This is a genomic window from Streptomyces sp. NPDC004658 (assembly GCF_040609555.1).
In the GTDB taxonomy this organism is placed as follows: Bacteria; Actinomycetota; Actinomycetes; order Streptomycetales; family Streptomycetaceae; genus Streptomyces.
Genome location: NZ_JBEXKG010000010.1, coordinates 52,943 through 73,549, shown reverse-complemented (window position 1 = coordinate 73,549; position 20,607 = coordinate 52,943). Strand labels below are relative to the sequence as shown.

Here is a 20,607-nt window from a genome sequence, read left to right as displayed (position 1 = left end):
ATCAAGCCCCTTGCCTGCGGTTTCTCCGTGGGCAGGGGGCTTCTCGCTGCCGCCGGGTCCCTGGGGCCGTTGGGGCGAGGGAGCCGTGCGCTCTCCGGGCTCCGGTTCTTCTCTCCACTCCACTCTGGCGCCGGCGCTCAGGAGCAGAGCGACAGCGGACTGGGCCCCGTCCGCAGACAGCCCCTCAAAGGAGAGTGACGGGCGCTCGGCGCGCCAGGACCCGGCTGTGCCACAGGCTCAGCCCGGTCACCTCGCGCACTGTTCGGGTCACGTCCGTCTCGCGGGGCCCGCAGTCGATGAGCACCACCTCGTGGGACGGGTCGTCGCAGAGCGGCGTGTAGTACTCGGTGGACTCCTCGTCGGACATCTCGCCCTTCTGCCTCAGCGGAGCGGCCCACGCCCGCTGTCAGACCCAGCCACCAGAATCCACCCATGCTGATAGCGACCAACGGCCGTGGATACGAGCTGAAGCGCCCCACGAAGCCGGCAGTGGGAACCATGCTCGCCAACCTGAGACGCGGCAACGAGTACTTGATCCTTGAGCGCCGGGACGAGGAACGGGAGGGCGACTGGTAGCCGACGGCGAGGACGAGCCGACCGCTTAGAGCTGTGCAGTAACCGCCGCCACTGACAACGCGGGATGACGAAGCCCGAGGGCCGCTCTGCCGAGAACGAAAGACGTTCGGCTTCCGGGTGAATCGAGCCGTCAGGTGAGTGGCGACCGGCGTCGCAGCGGGTACGTCATCGTGCTGTCGGATAAGAAGCGGTCAGGGAGCAGCGCCATGCCGAAGTTCCTCATCCAGGCCACCTACACGCCGGACGGCACGAAGGGGCTGCTCAGGGAAGGCGCCAGCGGTCGCCGCGACGCCGTCGACCGGGTCGTCGCCGACCTCGGTGGGACGGTCGAGGCCATGTACTTCGCCTTCGGGGAGGACGACCTCGTGTGCATCATCGACCTCCCCGACCCCGTGTCGATGGCCGCCGTCAGCCTCACCGTCAAGGCCAGCGGCGCCCTCCGCACCCGGGCCACTCCCCTCCTCACGCTCGAAGAGATCGACGAGGCCGCCCGCCGGGAGGTCGCCTTCCGCGCTCCCGGCGCGTAAGCCGGACATGCCTGCTCGCCCTTAAGGGCACTCGGTCGGTGAGCGTGGAGGTACCGAGATGAGTGCCGGAGAGAAGGCCAAGGCAAAGGCCGAACAGGTTGTGGGAAAGGCCGTGCGAACGCTGGCTCACGCGGTGCACAAGAATGATCTCGCGGTAAAGGGTGCCGCCCTCGAAGCGCGGGGCAGGTTGCGCGGCGCGAAAGAGGGGGCCAAGAGCGCCTTCAAGCGCTGAGACTCCCAGCGGGCAGGCCCCTTGCCTGCGCGTTTCTCGCGGGCAAGGGGCCAATTTCTGCCTCGGAGGCGTCAGTCGATCTTCTCTCCGTCGTGCGAACCGCCCTTACAGACGTTGTCCGTCAGGTCGGCCGTTCCGCCGCCCTGCTTGCACTCGGAAGGGGTGACGTAGGAGTGGGCGCCCTGCGCGCCGGCGGCGATGGCGTTGGCGGCGCCTGTGAGGCCGAGGCCGGTGAGGGCTGCCGTGGCGATGACGGCGGCGAGGGTTCGTCGAATGCGCATGTGGTTCCCCTTTCACGGATTGCCTCGGTTGGGGCACTAATCAGCTTGATCTTCACCCATGTGGGTGGCACGCCACGTTGGGCCATTCGGGTGACAGCGCGGTCGGGGCGGCGCCGGGCAGACCGGCAGGAGATCCGGTCTGCCCCTCACGGCAGGGAAATGATCGCCGAGAGCGTCCAGAGCAGTGCCAGGGCGCCGAGGACCAGGGAGAGCCCGCCGTAGACCCAGATGTTCATGTGTCTGTCGTAGGCGACCAGCATGATCCGCTCCGGGTCCTCCGGCCGGTACAGAAGCTCCACCGTGTCGCCCTCCGACAGTGGGCTGCGTAGCGCGTGGGCCCCGCCCTCACCCACGACCTCCCGGCCGCCGGGGAGCGCGTAACGGACCTGGGGGTACAACTGGGCGTCCCCGTCCCCGTCCGTCGTTTCCCGGATGCCGACGACGATGCCCGTGGTCCGGATGCCGCGCCGGCGGACTCCATGGACGCGCCAGGCCTCGCGCCCCATCGCCACGGCGGCACCGGCGAACACCACCGCGAACAACGTCCAGACCAGGAACTCCCCCACGGCTCAGACAGCCCTCATGCCTCCGCCACCACGGCTTCCGACACCGCGTCCCTCATCGCGCGCCACGTCCGGGGCCGCTGCGGTGCCAGCCGTGCGACCACGCGGCCCAGCCAGTCGGGATCGCCCAGGAGGTGGGCCTGGCCGACGTCGATGACCTGCGTCGTCAGCAGCTGGAGGAAGACGAGGTGGGCGCTGGGATAGTGGCGGGGGTGCCGGTCGAAGCGGGCGGTCCAGTTCTCGTAGGGGTGGCGCAGCGTCATGTGCAGGTAGCCGCTGCCGCGCCCGCGCCAGGGGCCGGGCAGACCGCCGAGCAGGCCGCCGAAGCCGTTCGACCCCCTGCCCGGGTACTTGCTGCCCATGGTGAGGTTCATGCCCAGCATGATCCGCGTCCACGGGATCAGCCGGCCTTCCGAGGCGGGCCGGTGCTGGCACAGCCCGTCCCTGCGGAATTCCACCCAATGGTCCTTGCCGGGGTCTCCTACCACCCAGCGACCGTGGGACAGTTCCAGCGGTCCCAGGGCCGCGACCATCCACTTGTCGCCGAAGCTGTGCGCAGTCATCTCCGCCCCCCCCTGATCGCCCCCTGGAGTCCTCACAGTCTCGGCGATCAAGCTGTCCGAGTCCACCGCGCCCGGCCTCTCGCGGCCCGCACGCGGCTGCGCCCGCCCCCGGCCCGACCGGCACCCGGCGCCGTACCGTGGCGCCGGGTGCCGGTCTCCCGCGCGGGCTCAGGACAGCTGCGGTACGCAGCCGAACCAGTTCACCGCGTGGCCGTCCTTCGTGTAGCCCATGCACCTCAGCGTCTTGTCGTGCAGGGTGCTGGTCCCGGCGATGTCCTCGTCCAGGTAGTCCGTCTTGTGGCGTGGCTGGACGAGGGTGCCGACGTCGATGACGTACCAGCGGTGCTTCTGCTTCGGGATGTCGCAGCCGCGGGCGGTGACGTTGCGGCTCGGCCCTTCACTCCATATCGGGCGTTCGGCGCGCTCGCAGTGTGCCTTCTCGGATGCGGCGGCGGTGCCGGCGCCGGTGCCGAGCAGCGCCGCGGCGCCCAGGGCCGCCGCTGCGGCGGCGCCCAGCAGGCGGTGCGGGGTGCGGTTCATCAAGTGGTTCTCCCTGGCGGTCACAGTGACGGGACGGTGATGACGGGACGTTGATGACGGGACAGCTATGACGTATGACGGGGACAGTGATGACGGCCCGTGAACAACCCGTCGGCTTCTGTGATCGTCACACCCGTTCCGGCGCCCGTCCTGGTGAGTGCCCCGCCCGTCCCACGTCCCGGTGACGGGGGTGCTGCCAATGCAGCAGCGGGAGTGACGCAGGTCACTTTCCTGCGCGTCACATCCGCGGGCCACCCTCCGTCAATGAGGTGCAAGCAGCCGCAACCCACTCAGGAGCACACCATGGACGCTCGGCTCAACCTCTTCGCCAGCCCCGTCGCCGGCAAGGCGTTCAAGCACTTCAACGCGGCCGGCAAGGCGATCACGGAGTCCACGCTGCCCGCCGCCAGGCAGGAGCTGGTGAAGATCCGTGCCAGCCAGATCAACGGGTGCGGGTTCTGCACCGACATGCACACCAAGGACGCGCTGGAGGCCGGGGAGACGCAGACGCGGCTGAACCTGGTCGCGGCCTGGCGTGAGGCCACCGTGTTCACCGACGCCGAGCGGGCGGCGCTGGAGCTGGTGGAGCAGGGCACCCGGATCGCCGACGCGGCCGGCGGGGTCCCGGACGAGGTGTGGGCGAACGCCGCCAAGCACTACGACGAGGAGCAGCTCGCCGCACTGGTGGCCCTCATCGCCCTGATCAACGCCTACAACCGCGTCAACGTCATCGTCCAGCAGCCCGCCGGCGACTACGTCCCCGGCATGTTCGGCTGAGCCGGCCGGGGTCCTCACGGGTGCATGCGCGCACCCTTGAGGACCTTGTCCACCCCGTTCCTCGGGCCGTACACCGCCAGGCCCACGAGGTCCAGCTCGGCCGTCGGGACGGCGCGGACCGCCGCGCGGTTGTCGCGGTCGTTGCCCGTGGTGAACAGGTCCGCGGTGAACACCGCGCACGGCAGGGCACGGGTCAGTGCCCTGCCGTGCGCCGCCTTCAGGGTCTCCTTGCCGCCCTCGAAGACCAGCACCGGCTGGCGGAACATCGGCAGGTACGACACGCCGTCCGCGTCCTCGTACGGGTCGCCGACCACCTCGGGGAGCGTCGTACCCAGGCCGCTGACCAGGAACGCGGTCACGTTCAGGCGCTGCCAGGGTTCCAGGTCCTCGCGCAGCAGGACGGCGATCTTCGTGTCGAAACGGATGGGTTCAGTGTTCATGGACTGAGACTCGCGGCCGGGTCCCGGTCGCGTCTTGTACGTTTTTTGCATGGCCGCCGGGCAGGAACTCGTCAGCGCGTGGCGTCCCCGGGTGCCGGGCGTCACCGAGGTCTTCCACGCCCGCTTCACCGAGTACGCCTATCCGATGCACGTCCACGACGCCTGGACGCTGCTCATCGTGGACGACGGGGCCGTCCGGTACGACCTGGACCGGCATGAGCACGGCACCCCGCTCGACACCGTGTCGCTGCTGCCGCCGCACGTGCCGCACAACGGGTCGCCGGCCACGCCGGGGGGTTTTCGCAAGCGGGTCGTCTATCTGGACAGCAGCCGGCTCGGCGAGGAGTACATCGGTCCGGCCGTGGACTCCCCCGATCTGCGGGATCCCGTGCTCCGGCTGCGCGTCGGGCAGTTGCACGCCGCCCTCGCGCGGCCCGGCGACGAGCTGGAGGCGGAGAGCAGGCTGACCCTCGTCGCGGAGCAGCTGCGCCACCGGCTGCGGCGGCGGCGCGCGGCCGGGGGACGGCAGGACGGTCCCGTACTCGCGCGCCGGCTGCGGGAGTTGCTGGACGCGCGGGTCGTCGACGGCGTCTCGCTGGAGGAGGCCGGCCGGCTGCTGCACGCTCATCCGGCGCATCTCATCCGGGCGTTCAGCGGCGCGTACGGCATCGCCCCGCACCAGTATCTGATGTCGCGGCGGGTCGGGCGGGCCCGGCGGCTGCTGCTGGACGGGGTGCCGCCGGGCGAGGTGGCCCCGGTGGCCGGGTTCTACGACCAGGCCCATCTCACCCGGCACTTCAAGAGGCTGGTCGGGGTGACCCCGGGGCGTTACCGGAACAGGGCGCGCTGAGCCTCGTGCAGGTTGCGCGGGCGCACGGCGTCCGTGGTGCCGTACAGCTCCAGGCGGGAGTGCAGGTCGCCGGTGAAGTCGGGGACGTCGGTCTGGTCGAACTCGCGGACCTCGTCGATGCCGACGGTCGCCGAGTACGGGGCAAGGCCGTCGATCTTCACGAGGCCGGCCCGGCCGTTGGTGACCCGGATGTTCCAGTGGGTGAACCGGGCGCCGAAGAGCGGGCCGGCGCTGGCGTCCCCGCCGTGGCGGCCGTTGTTGTTCACGGTGATGTCGGTGCGGACGTTGGCGAAGGGCAGGCCGCGGTGGCTGTCGAAGGTGCCCATCCGCATGTCGCCGCGCGACCAGACGTTGTGGGAGGAGAGTCCTTCGACGTTGATGCCGTGCAGTTGTGTGTTCGCGGGGGCGGGGACCGTGCGCTCCTCGATGGTGAAGTCCTCGATCAGGTTGTCGTGGGAGCCCTCGCGGCAGAAGTACGGGTGGTGCGAGCCCCGGCCGGCGACCCGGGTGCGGCGCAGGGTGCAGGCGGAGGCGGCGACCAGGCCGAAGCCGTTGTCGACGTGGCGGACCGTGACGTCGTCCACCCAGCAGTCGTAGGCGCACTGGAGGACGACGCCGTTGTAGCCCTTGTCGAGGAGGTGGGGGGACTGCGGGGTCTGGACCGCTTCCAGGGTCAGGCCTTCGACGCCCGATCCGGTCAGCTCCGTGACGTGCGTGGTCAGGCGCGGGTCCCATTCCGGGCGGATGTCGAGGGGGAGGGGGCGTTCCAGGGTGACGCGCCGGCCGTGGACGCGGTGGACGCGGACGGGCCATTCGTAGGGGACGTACGACGTCAGTTTCGTCTTGTCGTCCCAGACGTACGCCGCCGGGCCGGGGCCGTCGCCCGCCATGTGCTGGAGGAGGGTGTGGGCGGCGTCGTCGGCGAGGCGGAGCAGGACGAGCCGGCCGGGGTGGAGGCCGGAGGGGTCGGCGACGGTGACCGTCCACGAGCCGCGCTGCGCCGGTGCGACGGTGGTGAGGGTCGTCCACTCGTCGCGCCGGTTGCCGGTCCAGCCCTCGAAGGGCCAGGCCCGGTCCCTGATGGCGGCGGTCAGGGACTCCCAACGCGCCCTCGGCGCCAGCCAGATGAGGCCGCCCGCCCAGGACCAGGAGGACTTGTCGCCGCCGTAGCGGGAGCCGTAGACGCCGATCAGTTCGGTGAGGTTCTTCGTCGCGTACAGGGTGGTGCGGCCGCTGCCGGCGCCCCGCAGGACGACGTGGGAGTCTCCGAGGCGGATGACGTCGTCGATGCGGTAGGTGCCGGGCGGGATGGTGACCGTGCCACCGCCGGCCCTTCCGGCGGCGGCGATGGCACGGTTGATCGCGGGGGCGCAGTCCGTGGTGCCGTCGGGTACGGCGCCGTACGCGGTGACGTCGGCGACGACCCGGGGGCGGGCCAGGCGGCTCGCTCCGGCCCGGTAGCCCGCCCGGCCGATGTACGGGATCTGCGGGTGGGTGAGCGGGGTGCGGGTGAACTCCCGCCACAGTGCGGGGGGTTCGGCCGCCCGCGCGGTGCCGGTCGCGGCGCCCAGGGCCACCGCGGTGGCACCGGCGAGCAGGGTCCGCCTGGTGAGGTGCGCGTTGCTCATGTCCACCCGCCCCTTTTCTTCCCCGCATTCATGGATATGAATGACGTTCAGGAATGCGTTGGCGGTGAGCATGCCACCGCGCCCGGCGAGCGGGAAAGGGGTCGTACCGAAGAAAAGCGAGCGTCAGTCCGCCGGACGGTCGATCAGGTGCATGAACGCCTCCAGGTTCCGCGTGGACTCGCCCCGCGCCACCCGCCAGGCGTACTCCTTGCGGATCGAGGAGGCGAAGCCCAGCTCCAGCAGCGTGTTGAAGGCGCCGTCGGCCGCCTCCAGGACCTGGCCGAGGAGCCGGTCGACCCCGTCCGGGGTGACGGCGTCCAGGGGCAGCCGGGCGGTGACGTAGACGTCGCCGAGGTGGTCCACGGCGTAACTCACGCCGTACAGCTTGAGGTTGCGCTCCAGCAGCCAGCGGTGGACGCCCGCCTCGTTCTCGTCGGGGTGGCGGACGACGAAGGCGTTCAGGGAGAGGGAGTGGCGGCCGACGAGGAAGGACACCGTGGTGGACAGCTTGCGCGTCCCGGGAAGCTTGACCACGTAGGTCCCGGGCTCGGGGCTCTCCCACTCCAGCTCCGCGTCCCGGAAGACGCTCTCCAGGACCTGGCCGGCCTTCTCGACATCACCCATGGTGGGAGCGTACGCGACGGCGGTGGGACTGGGTCGCGGCCGTGTAGACGTCGGCGGTGGCGGCGGCAGCCGCGTCCCAGCCGAAGGACTGGGCGTGCCGGGCGGCGGCCCGGCCCATGCGCGCCGCCAGCGCCGGTTCGTCGGCGAACCGGCACAGGACGCGCGCGTAGTCGGCCGGATCGTGGCCCTGGACCAGGAAGCCGGTCTCGCCGTCCCGCACGGCCACCGGCAGACCGCCCACCGAGGCCGCGAGCACCGGGGTGCCGGAGGCCTGCGCCTCTATGGCGACCAGACCGAAGGACTCGCTGTACGACGGCATGACCAGGACGGACGCGGCCCGGAACCAGTCCGCCAGCTGCTCCTGGCCGACCGGCGGGCGGAACCGCACGACGTCCGCGATGCCGAGCCGGGCCGCGAGCTTCTGGAGCCCCTCCGGCTTGGCGAGCCCGCTGCCGCTGGGACCGCCGACGACCGGGACGAGGATGCGGGAGCGCAGCTCCGGACGCTCGTCCAGCAGGACGGCCACGGCGCGCAGCAGGATGTCCGGCGCCTTGAGGGGCTGTATGCGGCCGGCGAAGAGCGGGATCAGGGCGTCCCGCGGGAGACCGAGCCGGGCGCGGGCGGCGGCGCGGGCGTCGCCGGCCGGGCCGGGCGTGCCGTCCTGCGGGGAGCCGCCCTTCGGGAAGGGGCGGAAGCGGTCCAGGTTCACGCCGGGGTGGACGACGGCGACCTTCGCAGGGTCGGCCGCGTAGTGCTGGACCAGCTCGCCGGCCTCCTCGGCGGTGTTGGCGATCAGCCGGTCGGCGGCGGCGACGATCTGGGTCTCGCCGATGACCCGGGCGGCGGGCTCGGGGGTGTCGCCGTCGGCCAGGTTGGCGTTCTTGACCTTGGCCATGGTGTGCATGGCGTGGACCAGGGGCACGCCCCAGCGCTGGGCGGCGAGCCAGCCGACGTGGCCGGAGAGCCAGTAGTGGGAGTGGACCAGGTCGTAGTAGCCGGGGCGGTGGCCGGCCCAGGCCTGCATCACGCCGTGGGTGAAGGCGCACAGCTGGGCCGGGAGGTCCTCCTTGGCCAGGCCCTCGTAGGGGCCCGCGTCGACGTGCCGGACGAGGACGCCGGGGGCCAGCTCGACCGCAGGGGGCAGGCCGCCGGCCGTGGCCCGCGTGAAGATCTCGACCTCGATGTTGATCGCGGCCAGCCGCTGGGCCAGCTCCACGATGTAGACGTTCATGCCGCCCGCGTCGCCGGTGCCGGGCTGGTGGAGCGGGGAGGTGTGCACGGAGAGCATGGCCACCCGGCGGGGCCTGCGGTACAGCCGGAGCCGCGCGCCGGCCGACGGGGAGCGTCGCCCGAGCCTGCTGACGTACTGGCTCACCTGGCGTTCCTCCTTGCTGCGGGCATGGCTGACGGGGGCCCACCTCGCCCTCCAAGGTGGTCCAACAGCGGGCGGGTGCCCGGCCATTTCCCGATCAGGCCGCTTTGCCCAATCATTACCCGGGATCGATCAACGGTTCGAATGCGGTCGGCGTCCGCGGCGGTGCGCCCCTGAGGGGGGCGGGGAACCGCGCGACCAGCCACGACGCACCCGCGGCGGGCGGACGGCCGCAGCCCCCGACGGGCGCACGCTTACCCTCGTACCCATGACAGCCCGCACAGCCACCCGGCCCGTAGGAGCGGTGACGCGCGGGACGACCAACCCCAACCGGCTCCGCCGCATGGACCGCTGGATCGCGGCCACGCACGGCGCCGAGCTGCGCCGCGCGAGCGATCCCGTGGCGATCGACCTGGGCTACGGCGCCGCCCCCTGGACCGCCGTGGAGCTGCTGACCCGGCTGCGCGCGGCAGCGCCCCGCACGCGTGTCGTCGGCATCGAGATCGAACCGGAGCGGGTGGCGGCGGCCCGGCCGTACGAGCGCGAGGGGCTGGCCTTCCGGCACGGCGGCTTCGAGATCCCGGTCCCCGGGCGCCCGGTGCTCATCCGGGCCGCCAACGTGCTGCGCCAGTACGACGAGGGGGAGGTCGCGGCGGTGTGGGAGCGGCTGCGCGCGCGGCTCGCCCCGGCGGCCGGCGGCTCGCGCGGCGGGCTGCTGGTCGAGGGGACGTGCGACGAGATCGGGCGCCGGCACGTGTGGGTGGCGCTCGGTCCGGAGGGTCCGCGCACCGTCACCTTCGCCACCCGGCTGGGCTCCCTGGACCGCCCGTCCGACCTCGCCGAGCGCCTGCCGAAGGCGCTGATCCACCGCAATGTCCCGGGCGAGCCGGTGCACGCCTTCCTCCGTGACTTCGACCGCGCCTGGGCCGCCGCCGCGCCCTACGCCTCCTACGGCGTCCGGCAGCGCTGGCTGCGCGCGGTGCGGGACCTGACCGCCGACTGGCCCGTCACCGACTCCCCGGCCCGCTGGCGGCAGGGCGAAGTGACGGTGGCATGGGGGGCGTTGGCACCCCGGCTCTGAGTGCCGGCGTCGTCCCGGCCTGCCGGCGGCGTCCCTGCCTTGCCGGCGTCGTCCCGGCCCTGTCGGCGGCGGCACCCGTGTCCGCCTCCGCCGCGGCGTCACCCGTTCGAGGTGCCGACGAACGGAACGATCTCCGTGCGTCGTTCGTCACACCGGCGAGGAGATCGTCGTATCCGGCGGTGAGCGGGGGAATTCCGGTGTCCGACGGCCTCTGTCGCTTTGCGCGCGGCCGTGGCACGATCCCTCATACACCCGTAAGTTACTGACGGTAAATCAGTTTGGGGGACAGGTATGGGACCGGGCGAGCGCGGCCTGCTCACGGCCGCCCTGACCGTGATCTGCGCGGTGACCGTTCTGTCGGCGCCCGGCACGGCGTTCGCCGCCGCCGAGCCCCTCCCCACCCCGTCGGCGACTCCCGGACCGACCCTGACTCCCGCGCCCGGCAAGGACCTTGAGGAGGTCCGCGCGAAGCTCGACAGGCTCTACCACGACGCGGCCGTGGCCACCGACGCCTACAACGCGGCCGAGGAGAAGGCGGAGAAGCAGTCCGCCGAGATCGTGGCGCTGGCGAAGAAGATCGTCGAGGGCCGGCGGAAGCTGGAGGAGCTCAAGGACCGGGCGGGCGCCGCCGCCCGCGACCAGTACCGCACCGGCGGCCTGTCCGACACCGCCCGGTTCCTGCTCAGCGACGACCCCGGCCAGTTCCTGGACGGCGCCGGCCGGGTGCTCCAGGGCCAGCAGGCGGCGAAGAAGCTGATGGACGAAAAGGCCCGTACGCAAGCGGAGTTGCGGCAGTACGCCGACGACGCCTCCGCCCGCTGGAAGAAGCTGGAGGCCAACCGCAAGGCCAAGGACGCCGCCAAGAAGAAGATCGAGCAGCAGATCGACGCGGCCGAGAAGCTCCAGTCCCGGCTGGAGAAGAAGGAGAAGGAGCGGCTCGCCGAGCTGGAGCGGGAGGCCGCGGCCAAGGCGCAGACCGCCTGGGTGGACACCGGCGTCCTCGAGGACGTCCACGGAAAGGCCTCCGCACAGGGCGAGAAGGCCGTGAAGTACGCCACGCAGCAGCTCGGCAAGCCGTATGTGTGGGGTGCCGAGGGCCCGGACTCCTTCGACTGCTCGGGCCTGACCTCCCAGGCCTGGGCGGCGGCCGGGCACCCCGTCCCGCGCACCTCGCAGGAGCAGTGGCGGCAGCTGAAGCACATCGACGTCAAGGACATGCGGCCCGGCGACCTCGTCGTCTACTTCGACGACGCCAGCCATGTCGGCATGTACATCGGCGACGGCGCGATCATCCACGCGCCGCGCCCCGGGCGGACGGTGACGATCACGGGCGCCGGCTCGATGCCGATCCTGGGGGTCGTACGACCGGACGCGTGACCGGCCGCGCGCGGCGCGGCGCGGGCCATGTCCCCGGTGACGCACGTCATGTGACCCACTGCACGCCCGATCCAGGCCCAAACTCCCCCGGGACGTGAGCTTCGTCATCCCGTCCGGGCCGTCGGCGTGTCCAACTGCGGTACGGAACGCGGCATATGACGGTGGCGGGCACCGGAGCGACGCGGCTCACACCATTCCATCGGGGCGGTCCCAGCCGCTATGGTCCCGGTCGGTGGGTCGAGACCCCTCGACGCCGCCGTGCCCTCGGGGGGAGGGAAGGAACCCAGGACAATGCCCGTACCCGTACCGCGGCAGAGAGCGATCCCGGCCGTGGAGAGTGGTCAGGCGCAGGCCGCCCGCGCAGTCGGCGGCCCCCTCAAGGAAGAGGCCCACCGCGACGCCACGGCCGTGAACGGCACCGGCGCCACTCTCACCCTGCTGCTGATCGAGGACGATCCGGCCGGCTCGCCGATCGTGCCCGACCTGCTGGACTCGGCCGGCAAGCCGATCCGCGTCCGCACCGCCCGCAACCTCACCGAGGCCGAGCGGCTGCTCACCGACGACGTCCACTGCATCCTGCTCGACCTGGCGCTCCCGGCGCCGGGCGGCAGCGACACCGACGACGAGCTGGCCGTGCTCCGGCACGTCCTCCAGCTCGCGCCCCGGCACGCCGTGCTCGCGCTGACCGCCTCCGGCGACGCCGAGCGCGGCGCCGAGGCCGTGCGCGTGGGCGCCCAGGACTACCTCTTCCGGGACGAGCTGGACGGCCGGCTGCTCAGCCGCGCCATCCGCTACGCGGTGGAGCGCAAGCGGTCCGACACGGCCGAGCGCCGGCTCGCCGAGGGCAAGATGCGCGCGCAGGAGAACCGCCGGCTGGAGCGCGGGCTGCTGCCCACGCCGCTGCTGGAGGGCTCCTCGCTGCGCTTCGCCGCCCGCTACCGCCCCGGCCGCTCCCGGGCGCTGCTCGGCGGCGACTTCTACGACGCCGTCCGCACCCCCGACGGCACCGTGCACGCCATGATCGGCGACGTCTGCGGGCACGGCCCGGACGAGGCCGCGCTCGGCGTGGAGCTGCGCATCGCCTGGCGGGCGCTGACCCTGGCGGGGCTGTGCGGGGACGAGCTGCTGAACACCCTCCAGCAGGTGCTGGAGCACGAGCGCGCGGACGACGAGATCTTCGCGACGCTGTGCACCGTGGACATCGCGCCCGACGGCCGCCGGGCCGGGCTGTGCCTGGCCGGCCATCCGGCCCCGCTGATCGCCCGCCCCGGCCGCCCGGCCCGGCTGCTCCCCTACGACAACAACGGCCCCGCCCTGGGGCTGCTGCCGGGCGCACGCTGGCCGCGGATGCAGGTCGAGCTGGGTGCCGAGTGGAGCCTGATGCTCTACACCGACGGGCTGATCGAGGGCCGGGTCGGTGAGGGCGGGGAGCGGCTCGGTCAGGAGGGCATGCTGGAGATGATCCGCCGGCAGCTCTCCGAGGGGCTGCGCGGGGAGGAGCTGCTGCGGGCCGCGGTGCACGAGGTGCGGGAGCTGAACGGGGGCGAGCTCACGGACGACGTGGCGGTCGTTCTGCTGGACCGGAGCCGGTGAGCCGCGGTCCGGGCCGGTGAGCCCCGGTCGAAGCCGGTAGGGCGGGATCCGTCAGCGACCGCCGTTGTACGGGCCGTACGGGCCGTCGCTGCTGCTTCCGCCCCGGCGGCGGCCCCAGCCCCGGCCGCCGCCCACCTGCTGGAGGGCGGGGCGGACGTCGACGATGTAGACGATGCTCGCGACGGCGCCGGCGATGGGGAGGATGGACAGGAGCGAGAACAGGTAGCTGACGACGAGGGCGATGCCGAGGATGATCAGCCAGAAGACCTTGTTCTGCTTGTCGGCGGCACGGAAGGCGTCCTCGCGCCGGAACGCGGCGTCGAACAGCCCGAACGCGGCCAGGGCCATCAGAACGATCTTCAAGATGCCCATGAAACCCGCGAAGCCCAACATCAGCATGCTGCCCACCGCCCGTTGATTCCCGATCCTGCTACGCCGCCACCGTACCCATAGAACGGGCCGGACACCCCAAAGGTGCCCGGCCCGGACCCGTCGTCGGCCGTGGTCACTTGGCCGGCGGCGTGGTCTTCTTCGCCGTGGGTGCGGTCTTGCGGGGGGCCGGCGCCTTCCTGGCCGCGGGCTTGCCGTCCGCGACCGGGTCGGCCTTCGCTGCGGCCGGCTTCGGCTGGTCGTCCTTGACCTCGACCGGCTCGGCCTTGCCCTCCACCGCGATCGCCAGGTCCTCGATCTCCTCGGCGGCCTCGCCGCGCCAGGTCTTCACGGCCTGCTCGCCGTGTTCGGCGACCCGCTCGTAGGTCTCGCGGGCCTTGACGGCGTACTCGGCGGCGACGCCGACGCTGCGCAGGGCGAGGTCCTGGGCGGTCTCGCCGAGCTTCTTGAGGTCGACGTCGATGGTCCCGATGAACTCGTTGACCTTGGCCTGGAGGGTCTCCTGCGCCTCCTTGGCGCGGGCGGTGGCCTTCTCCTGCACGGCCTTCGGGTCGGTGTTGCGCACGGCCTCGATGCGCGCCGGGGCCTCGGCACGCAGCTGCTCGACCAGGGCCGGCACCTTCTTGGCCTGCTGAAGCGCCAGGTCGGCGGTGCCGGCGGCGAAGTAGAGCGGGGTCGGGTTGCTGAGGGTCTTGCGCAGGTCGTCGGTGATGGCCATGGTGAGGGTCCTCCCGGATCGGATTCGCGTTCGGCTGGGTTGGTGTGGTCCGCGGCGGGCGTCCGGAGCCCTGGTCCGGCGTCAGCCGGCCGTCCGCCGCGGGCCGGCGTCCGTGTCACTTCCGGCGGCATCGCCTCCGCCGGCCGTACGGCCTGCGCCGCCGGTCCCCTGGTCCACGGGTCCGTCCCCGGGGCCGTCCTCCTCGGCGCGCTCGCCGATCCCGAAGCCGTTCTCCTTGCGGAAGGACTCGTAGATCTGGAGCAGCACCTGCTTCTGCCGCTCGTTGAGCGTGGGGTCGGCGAGGATGACGGCGCGCGTCTCGACCTCGTCCCGGTCCCGTTCCGCGTCGAGGATGCCGGCGCGGACGTACAGCGTCTCGGCGGAGATGCGCAGGGCCTTGGCGACCTGCTGGAGCACCTCCGCGCTGGGCTTGCGCAGCCCGCGCTCGATCTGGCTCAGGTACGGGTTGGACACCCCGGCGGCGTCGGCGAGCTGCCGCAGCGACAGCTGGGCGTTCCGCCGCTGTTCGCGCAGGTACTCACCGAGGTTGCCGACGTTCAGCGATGCCATGCCTCCACCTTGCCCCACCATCGCTAACAATTGCAAGCATCCCGCTTGCAAGAGTGTGTCGTGTCACCGGGAAGGGCGTCAGGAATGGAGAAGCGCCCCCCGCCGGGCCGCCGCTACGGTGGCCCGCATGGACGACGCCACCGCACAGCATGCCGCCGACAGTCATGACCTGATCCGTGTGCACGGGGCACGCGAGAACAACCTCAAGGACGTCAGCGTCGAGATCCCCAAGCGCCGGCTCACGGTGTTCACCGGGGTCTCCGGCTCGGGCAAGAGCTCGCTGGTGTTCGACACCATCGCCGCCGAGTCGCAGCGGCTGATCAACGAGACGTACAGCGCGTTCGTCCAGGGCTTCATGCCCACGCTGGCGCGGCCCGACGTCGACGTCCTCGACGGTCTGACCACCGCGATCATCGTCGACCAGCAGCGGATGGGCGCCGACCCGCGCTCCACGGTCGGCACCGCGACCGACGCCCACGCGATGCTGCGCATCCTCTTCAGCCGGCTCGGCACCCCGCACATCGGCTCCCCGAAGGCGTTCTCCTTCAACGTCGCCTCGATCAGCGGGGCGGGCGCGGTCACCGTGGAGCGCGGCGGGAAGACGGTGAAGGAGCGCCGCGCGTTCAGCATCACCGGCGGCATGTGCCCGCGCTGCGAGGGCCGGGGCACGGTCACGGACATCGACCTGTCCCAGCTCTACGACGAGGACAAGTCGCTCAGCGAGGGCGCGCTCACCATCCCCGGCTACAAGCCCGGCGGCTGGAACCACCGCCTCTACACCGAGTCGGGCCTGTACGACCCGGACAAGCCGATCCGCACGTTCACCCGGCGGCAGCTGGACGACTTCCTGTACCGCGAGCCGACCCGGATGAAGATCGCGGGCATCAACATGACCTACGAGGGTCTCGTGCCGCGCATCCGGAAGTCGATGCTCGCCAAGGACCGGGAGGCGATGCAGCCGCACATCCGGGAGTTCGTGGACCGGGCGGTCACCTTCACGACCTGCCCCGACTGCGGCGGCACCCGGCTCAGCGAGGCGGCCCGGTCCTCGAAGATCAAGGGGATCAGCATCGCCGACGCCTGCGCGATGCAGATCAGCGACCTGGCCGCGTGGGTGCGCGCGCTGGACGAGCCGTCCGTGGCACCGCTGCTCACCGCGCTGGGCGGGACGCTGGACTCGTTCGTGGAGATCGGGCTCGGCTACCTCTCCCTGGACCGGCCCGCGGGCACGCTCTCCGGCGGCGAGGCCCAGCGGACGAAGATGATCCGCCATCTCGGCTCCTCGCTGACCGACGTCACGTACGTCTTCGACGAGCCGACCGCCGGCCTGCACCCGCATGACATCCGGCGGATGAACGACCTGCTGCTGCGGCTGCGCGACAAGGGCAACACGGTGCTCGTGGTGGAGCACAAGCCGGAGGTCATCGCGATCGCCGACCACGTGGTGGACCTCGGCCCCGGCGCCGGCACGGCGGGCGGCGCCGTCTGCTTCGAGGGCACCGTCGCCGGGCTGCGGGCGAGCGGCACGCTCACCGGGCGGCACCTGGACGACCGGGCGGCGCTGAAGAAGACGCTGCGGAAGCCGACCGGGGCCCTGGAGATCCGCGGCGCCACGACCCACAACCTGCGGAACGTGGACGTCGACATCCCGCTCGGCGTGCTCGTCGTCGTCACCGGGGTCGCCGGCTCCGGCAAGAGTTCGCTGGTGCACGGGTCGATCCCGGCCCGCGCGGGTGTGGTGTCGGTGGACCAGGCGCCGATCCGCGGTTCGCGGCGGAGCAACCCGGCGACGTACACCGGTCTGCTGGAGCCCGTCCGCAAGGCGTTCGCCAAGGCCAACGGGGTGAAGCCGGCGCTGTTCAGCGCGAACTCCGAGGGCGCCTGCCCCTCCTGCAACGGCGCCGGGGTCGTCTACACCGACCTGGCGATGATGGCCGGGGTGGCCACCACCTGCGAGGAGTGCGAGGGCAAGCGGTTCGACGCCTCGGTGCTGGAGTACCGCCTGGGCGGGCGGGACATCAGCGAGGTGCTGGCGATGCCGGTGACCGAGGCGGAGGAGTTCTTCGGCGGCGGGGAGGCCCGGACCCCGGCCGCCCACCGCATCCTGCGGAACATGGCCGACGTGGGCCTCGGCTACCTCACCCTCGGCCAGCCGCTCACCACCCTCTCCGGCGGCGAGCGGCAGCGGCTGAAGCTGGCCACGCACATGGCGGAGAAGGGCGGGGTCTACGTCCTGGACGAGCCGACCACCGGTCTCCACCTCGCCGACGTGGAGCAGCTGCTCGGCCTGCTCGACCGGCTGGTCGACGCCGGCAAGTCGGTGATCGTCGTCGAGCACCACCAGGCGGTCATGGCGCACGCCGACTGGATCATCGACCTCGGCCCCGGCGCCGGCCACGACGGCGGCCGCGTCGTCTTCGAGGGCACCCCCGCGGACCTGGTCGCGGCCCGCTCCACCGTCACCGGCGAGCACCTGGCGGAGTACGTCGGCGCGTGACGCGCGCGGCCCCGCGCCCCCTTCACCGTGCTTCCAGCCACTTCTCCAGCACCGCGAAGTCGGCCTCCGTCAGGCCGTACCGGTGGTCGACGCGGTGCGGGAGGGCCGGGGCCGGGTGGTGGGCGGCGATCCAGGCGCGGTCGGCCTCGGTGATCTCGTCGTCCACCCAGACGAAGGGCCGGCCCGCCGCCCAGCGGACCAGGGGCCGGGTCTTCCAGTGCAGCGGGCCCGGCCGCTCGTCCGTGTCCGGCCACCGCACGACCGGCAGCGGCGGCAGACCCAGCCACGGCGCGAGGCAGTCGTTGGCGTCGTCCGTCCACGTCGTGGCCCACACCAGCGCGCAGCCCAGTGCCGACAGCCGGGCGCCCAGCGCGGGGTCGGCGCGGGGCAGCAGCGGGTGGCCGGCGGGCACCGGCGGGCCGTCGTACAGCGGGTAGGCGTGGTCCGCCGCACCGAACGGGATGAGCGGACCGTCCACGTCGAGGAAGAGCAGCATCACCCTCCAGGTTCGCCGCCCGGACACCGGTCGTCCAGGTCCCCGCCCCTGGTCAGAACGGCAGCGGTCGGCTGTGGACGACGTCCAGCCGGGACACCGCCCGGGTCAGCACCACGTACAGCCGGTGCAGGCCGCGCTCCTCCGCCTCGGCGACGGCCGCCGGCTCGACGGCGATGACGTGGTCGTACTCCAGGCCCTTGACCACGCTCGCGGGGACGACGGCCAGCCGGGCGCCGAGCGTGTCGGGGCCGGCCGGGTCGAGCCCGGCCCGGCCGAGCGCCGCCCGCACCCGTCCGGTGTCCGCGTCGGCCGCGACCACACCGACCGAGCCCTCCCGGGTGAGGGCGTCGCGCACGGCGGTCACGGTGGTGCCGAGCAGGTCCTCGGTGGGCCGCAGGGTCAGCTCCCCGTCCGTGCGCAGGGAGGTGGCGGCGGGTACGGCGACGTCGAGGCGGGCGAGCAGCCGGTTGGCCGGTTCGAGGATGGCCGCCGGCACCCGGAACCCGGTGGTCAGCGGCACGACGGCCGCGTCCGGCCGTCCCAGGTGGCGCAGTTGGACGGACCAGTCGCGGGCCGCCCACGGGGTGGTGCCCTGAGCGAGGTCGCCGAGGACGGTCAGGGAGCCGAACACGGCCCGGCGGGCGATGGCCCGGCACTCCATCGGCGACAGGTCCTGCGCCTCGTCCACGACGAGGTGGCCGTAGCCCTCGGGGTGTTCGACGAGCCCGGCGAGTTCGTCCAGCAGGACCAGGTCGGCGGCCGACCAGCGGGCCGACTTGTACGAGCGCGGCGGGCGGGGCCAGAGCAGTGCCGCCTGCTCGTCCGGGTCCAGCAGGCCGTCGGCGGCGCGGGCCAACGCCTCGCCGCCGGTGAGGAGTTCGGCGAGGAGTTCCTCGGGCCGCACCTTCGGCCACACGGCGTCGAGCTGCTCGGTCAGCGGCCGGCAGCGCTCGACGCGGCGCACCCAGGAGGCGGGCAGCACGCCGGAGCGCCGTTCGGCCAGGTCGCGCAGCCGTCGTACCACCCGGGTGCGCACCCGTTCCCGTCCGACGGCGTACGGCGGTTCCTCGGCGCGCACCTGAGCGACCAGGCCGGCGAGTTCTCCGGCGGGGATCCGCCAGCGGTAGGAGCCGTCGGGTACGACGAGGTCGGCGGCGCCGTCGGCGGTCACGCGCGCGTACAGCGCCCGGCGCAGCACTTCCGCCATGCGCGGGTCGTGCTTGAGCGCGGCGGTCCTCAGCGGGTCGGCGCCGGTGACCGGGTGACGGGCGATCTCGTCCAGCAGGGTCGACTGGCGCACGCCCGTCTCGCCGAGGGCGGGCAGCACCTCGGCGATGTAGGTGAGGAAGGTGCGGTTGGGGCCGAGGATCAGCAGTCCGGAGCGCTGGAGCCGCTTGGGGTGGGTGTAGAGCAGGTAGGCGGCGCGGTGCAGGCCGACGGCGCTCTTGCCGGTGCCGGGGGCGCCCTGCACGCACACGGAGTCGGTGAGGGCGGCGCGGACGAGGTCGTCCTGCTCGGGCTGGATGGTCGCGGCGATGTCCCGCATGGGCCCGACGCGGGGCCGCTCGATCTCGCGGGCGACGATGTCGCTGGGCCGGGACTCGCCCCGGCCCAGGTGCTCGTCCTCCAGGCCGGTGAGGTCGGCGGAGTCGCCGCGGCTGCCGGCCGCCCAGCCGAACCGGCGCCGGACCGCCACGCCCTGCGGGTCGTGGGCGCCGGCCTGGTAGAAGGCGCGGGAGACGGGGGCCCGCCAGTCGACGACGAGCGGGGGCGCGGCCGGGTCCTCGGTGATGCGGACGCGGCCGATGTGGTAGCTCTGCCCGCCGTGCCCGGGGTCGCTGTCGGCGAAGTCGAGCCGGCCGAAGAACAGCGGGCCCGGCGGGAGTTCGCGCAGGGCCTTGGCCTGGCTGCGCAGCCGGTAGCCGAGGACTTCGGCGTCGGCGCCGGAGGCGGAGACGTCCTCTCCGATGACGACCTGTTCGGCGGCGCCCTCGACCATCGCGGCGAGGGCCGTACGGCAGGTGTCGTGGTAGGCGCGCTCGGTGTGCAGGGTCTCCTTGAGGGCGGAGTCGGGTGACGTCATGGCGCCAGCCTACGACAGAAATGTAACCGAGTTAAGTTTTTAACCGAGTCTCACGCATCTCGCCGGAGCTCCGGCAGGCCCTCCGCCAGCCGCCGGAACGCCCGCTCCGCCGCCGCCACCGCGTCCGGCGCCACCTGCGCCACCGGCTCCCCCGCCGCGATCCGCCGCCAGTTCTCCAGGGCGAGGACCCGCTGGACCGCGACGATCTGCCCGGCGGCCAGCCGCGCCTCCAGATCGCCCCCGAGCGCCTCGGCGAGCGCCGCCTCCGACCGCTCCTGGTGGGCGTACGCCCGCGCCACCAGGGACGGCGTGCCATAGAGCAGACGGTGGAAGGCGAGCACATCGGGGTGGTCGTTGAGCCCGGTGACCGGGTCGCGCCGCTCCAGGCCGGCGAGGAAGTGCCGGCGCAGCGCGTCCACCGGGTCATCCGCCCCGGCGACCACCCGCGCGGCCTCCGTCTCGTGGTCCGCGATCCGGTGCAGGACCAGGTCCTCCTTGGCCGGGAAGTACCGGAAGAGGGTCGGCTTGGAGATCCCGGCCGCGGCGGCGATCTCCGCCACGGGCACCGCGTCGAAGCCCCGCTCCAGGAACAGCCGTACGGCGATGTCCGACACGTCCTGGTACATCCGCTGCTTCTTGCGCTCGCGCAGCCCCATCTCACCCATGGGGGGAGCCTACGCAGCCCGGCGCTCCGCGGACGGCCAGGCCGGGGGCATCCAGAGCGGACCCCCGTGACCGGACGGTCCAGGCCGACGTGGACCGAGCGGACCGGCTCGACCGCCTGAAGCCCGCGCAGCCCCGACTCACCCGTGAGGGGAAGCCCGCGCGG

At 72.6% G+C, this 20,607-nt stretch carries 24 protein-coding genes; 9 read left to right on the top strand and 15 right to left on the bottom strand.

Going from position 1 to position 20,607, the window contains the following annotated elements; genetic code table 11:
- Positions 1-184 precede the first annotated feature (184 nt).
- The gene (locus ABZV94_RS06705) at positions 185-367 is read right to left on the bottom strand and encodes a hypothetical protein (RefSeq protein ID WP_356337921.1); all 183 of its coding nucleotides are present in this window, start codon (positions 365-367) and stop codon (positions 185-187) included.
- 65 nt (positions 368-432) lie between these two features.
- On the opposite strand from ABZV94_RS06705, the gene ABZV94_RS06700 reads away from it, so the two are divergent.
- From ABZV94_RS06700 to ABZV94_RS06690, 3 genes are all read left to right on the top strand, one after another.
- Complete coding sequence (locus ABZV94_RS06700; protein ID WP_356337919.1) at positions 433-576, top strand: hypothetical protein; 144 nt, start codon at positions 433-435, stop codon at positions 574-576.
- A gap of 206 nt (positions 577-782) precedes the next feature.
- Entirely contained in the window at positions 783-1,103 is a 321-nt protein-coding gene (locus ABZV94_RS06695; RefSeq protein ID WP_356337917.1) for a GYD domain-containing protein, read from the top strand.
- Between the two features lie 58 nt (positions 1,104-1,161).
- On the top strand, positions 1,162-1,335 hold the full coding sequence (locus ABZV94_RS06690) for a hypothetical protein (protein WP_356337915.1): 174 nt from the start codon (positions 1,162-1,164) through the stop codon (positions 1,333-1,335).
- A 71-nt stretch (positions 1,336-1,406) separates the two neighbouring features.
- Here the strand turns inward: ABZV94_RS06690 and ABZV94_RS06685 are convergent, their stop codons facing one another.
- The 4 genes from ABZV94_RS06685 to ABZV94_RS06670 all read right to left on the bottom strand — a co-directional run bounded on the left by ABZV94_RS06685 (position 1,407) and on the right by ABZV94_RS06670 (position 3,282).
- Entirely contained in the window at positions 1,407-1,616 is a 210-nt protein-coding gene (locus ABZV94_RS06685) for a hypothetical protein (RefSeq protein WP_356337913.1), read from the bottom strand.
- A 146-nt stretch (positions 1,617-1,762) separates the two neighbouring features.
- Complete coding sequence (locus ABZV94_RS06680) at positions 1,763-2,182, bottom strand: DUF3592 domain-containing protein (protein WP_356337911.1); 420 nt, start codon at positions 2,180-2,182, stop codon at positions 1,763-1,765.
- Between the two features lie 14 nt (positions 2,183-2,196).
- Positions 2,197-2,742 (bottom strand): hypothetical protein, encoded by a 546-nt coding sequence (locus tag ABZV94_RS06675; RefSeq protein WP_356337910.1) that lies wholly within the window; start codon positions 2,740-2,742, stop codon positions 2,197-2,199.
- Between the two features lie 168 nt (positions 2,743-2,910).
- Positions 2,911-3,282, bottom strand: a complete 372-nt coding sequence (locus tag ABZV94_RS06670) for a hypothetical protein (RefSeq protein ID WP_356337908.1) — start codon at positions 3,280-3,282, stop codon at positions 2,911-2,913.
- 303 nt (positions 3,283-3,585) lie between these two features.
- On the opposite strand from ABZV94_RS06670, the gene ABZV94_RS06665 reads away from it, so the two are divergent.
- On the top strand, positions 3,586-4,059 hold the full coding sequence (locus ABZV94_RS06665; protein WP_356337906.1) for a carboxymuconolactone decarboxylase family protein: 474 nt from the start codon (positions 3,586-3,588) through the stop codon (positions 4,057-4,059).
- A gap of 14 nt (positions 4,060-4,073) precedes the next feature.
- Here the strand turns inward: ABZV94_RS06665 and ABZV94_RS06660 are convergent, their stop codons facing one another.
- Complete coding sequence (locus tag ABZV94_RS06660; protein WP_356337904.1) at positions 4,074-4,550, bottom strand: DUF2000 domain-containing protein; 477 nt, start codon at positions 4,548-4,550, stop codon at positions 4,074-4,076.
- On the opposite strand from ABZV94_RS06660, the gene ABZV94_RS06655 reads away from it, so the two are divergent.
- On the top strand, positions 4,549-5,349 hold the full coding sequence (locus ABZV94_RS06655; protein WP_356337902.1) for an AraC family transcriptional regulator: 801 nt from the start codon (positions 4,549-4,551) through the stop codon (positions 5,347-5,349). The two genes, ABZV94_RS06660 and ABZV94_RS06655, sit on opposite strands and share 2 nt — an antisense overlap.
- Here the strand turns inward: ABZV94_RS06655 and ABZV94_RS06650 are convergent.
- From ABZV94_RS06650 to mshA, 3 genes are all read right to left on the bottom strand, one after another.
- Positions 5,328-6,977 (bottom strand): glycosyl hydrolase family 28-related protein, encoded by a 1,650-nt coding sequence (locus ABZV94_RS06650; protein WP_356337900.1) that lies wholly within the window; start codon positions 6,975-6,977, stop codon positions 5,328-5,330. The two genes, ABZV94_RS06655 and ABZV94_RS06650, sit on opposite strands and share 22 nt — an antisense overlap.
- 123 nt (positions 6,978-7,100) lie before the next feature.
- Positions 7,101-7,601, bottom strand: a complete 501-nt coding sequence (locus ABZV94_RS06645; RefSeq protein WP_356337898.1) for a YbjN domain-containing protein — start codon at positions 7,599-7,601, stop codon at positions 7,101-7,103.
- Positions 7,594-8,976, bottom strand: a complete 1,383-nt coding sequence (gene mshA / locus ABZV94_RS06640) for a D-inositol-3-phosphate glycosyltransferase (RefSeq protein ID WP_356337896.1) — start codon at positions 8,974-8,976, stop codon at positions 7,594-7,596. Before mshA ends, ABZV94_RS06645 begins: the two co-directional genes overlap by 8 nt.
- Positions 8,977-9,241: 265 nt before the next feature.
- Here mshA and ABZV94_RS06635 point away from each other — a divergent pair, with 265 nt between their 5' ends.
- The 3 genes from ABZV94_RS06635 (at position 9,242) to ABZV94_RS06625 (ending at position 13,024) form a co-directional block, all read left to right on the top strand.
- On the top strand, positions 9,242-10,054 hold the full coding sequence (locus tag ABZV94_RS06635; protein WP_356337894.1) for a class I SAM-dependent methyltransferase: 813 nt from the start codon (positions 9,242-9,244) through the stop codon (positions 10,052-10,054).
- A gap of 291 nt (positions 10,055-10,345) precedes the next feature.
- Positions 10,346-11,431, top strand: a complete 1,086-nt coding sequence (locus ABZV94_RS06630; RefSeq protein ID WP_356337892.1) for an NlpC/P60 family protein — start codon at positions 10,346-10,348, stop codon at positions 11,429-11,431.
- Positions 11,432-11,722: 291 nt separating this feature from the next.
- Entirely contained in the window at positions 11,723-13,024 is a 1,302-nt protein-coding gene (locus tag ABZV94_RS06625; RefSeq protein WP_356337890.1) for a fused response regulator/phosphatase, read from the top strand.
- A 51-nt stretch (positions 13,025-13,075) separates the two neighbouring features.
- Here the strand turns inward: ABZV94_RS06625 and ABZV94_RS06620 are convergent, their stop codons facing one another.
- The 3 genes from ABZV94_RS06620 to ABZV94_RS06610 all read right to left on the bottom strand — a co-directional run bounded on the left by ABZV94_RS06620 (position 13,076) and on the right by ABZV94_RS06610 (position 14,702).
- Positions 13,076-13,423, bottom strand: coding sequence for a DUF2516 family protein (locus tag ABZV94_RS06620; RefSeq protein WP_356337888.1), 348 nt, complete (start codon positions 13,421-13,423; stop codon positions 13,076-13,078).
- 106 nt (positions 13,424-13,529) lie between these two features.
- A complete protein-coding gene (locus ABZV94_RS06615) occupies positions 13,530-14,132 on the bottom strand; it encodes a hypothetical protein (protein ID WP_356337886.1) in 603 nt (200 codons plus the stop codon).
- Positions 14,133-14,213: 81 nt separating this feature from the next.
- Positions 14,214-14,702: a helix-turn-helix transcriptional regulator gene (locus tag ABZV94_RS06610; RefSeq protein ID WP_356337884.1), complete on the bottom strand. Its 489-nt coding sequence runs from the start codon at positions 14,700-14,702 to the stop codon at positions 14,214-14,216.
- A 127-nt stretch (positions 14,703-14,829) separates the two neighbouring features.
- On the opposite strand from ABZV94_RS06610, the gene ABZV94_RS06605 reads away from it, so the two are divergent.
- A complete protein-coding gene (locus ABZV94_RS06605) occupies positions 14,830-17,199 on the top strand; it encodes an excinuclease ABC subunit UvrA (protein WP_356337883.1) in 2,370 nt (789 codons plus the stop codon).
- 22 nt (positions 17,200-17,221) lie between these two features.
- Here the strand turns inward: ABZV94_RS06605 and ABZV94_RS06600 are convergent, their stop codons facing one another.
- The 3 genes from ABZV94_RS06600 to ABZV94_RS06590 are packed head-to-tail and all read right to left on the bottom strand — an operon-like array spanning position 17,222 to position 20,443.
- Positions 17,222-17,695 (bottom strand): HAD domain-containing protein, encoded by a 474-nt coding sequence (locus tag ABZV94_RS06600; protein ID WP_356337881.1) that lies wholly within the window; start codon positions 17,693-17,695, stop codon positions 17,222-17,224.
- Positions 17,696-17,747: 52 nt separating this feature from the next.
- Positions 17,748-19,778 (bottom strand): AAA family ATPase, encoded by a 2,031-nt coding sequence (locus ABZV94_RS06595; RefSeq protein ID WP_356337879.1) that lies wholly within the window; start codon positions 19,776-19,778, stop codon positions 17,748-17,750.
- Between the two features lie 50 nt (positions 19,779-19,828).
- Entirely contained in the window at positions 19,829-20,443 is a 615-nt protein-coding gene (locus ABZV94_RS06590) for a TetR family transcriptional regulator (RefSeq protein WP_356337878.1), read from the bottom strand.
- Between the last annotated feature and the right edge of the window lie 164 nt (positions 20,444-20,607).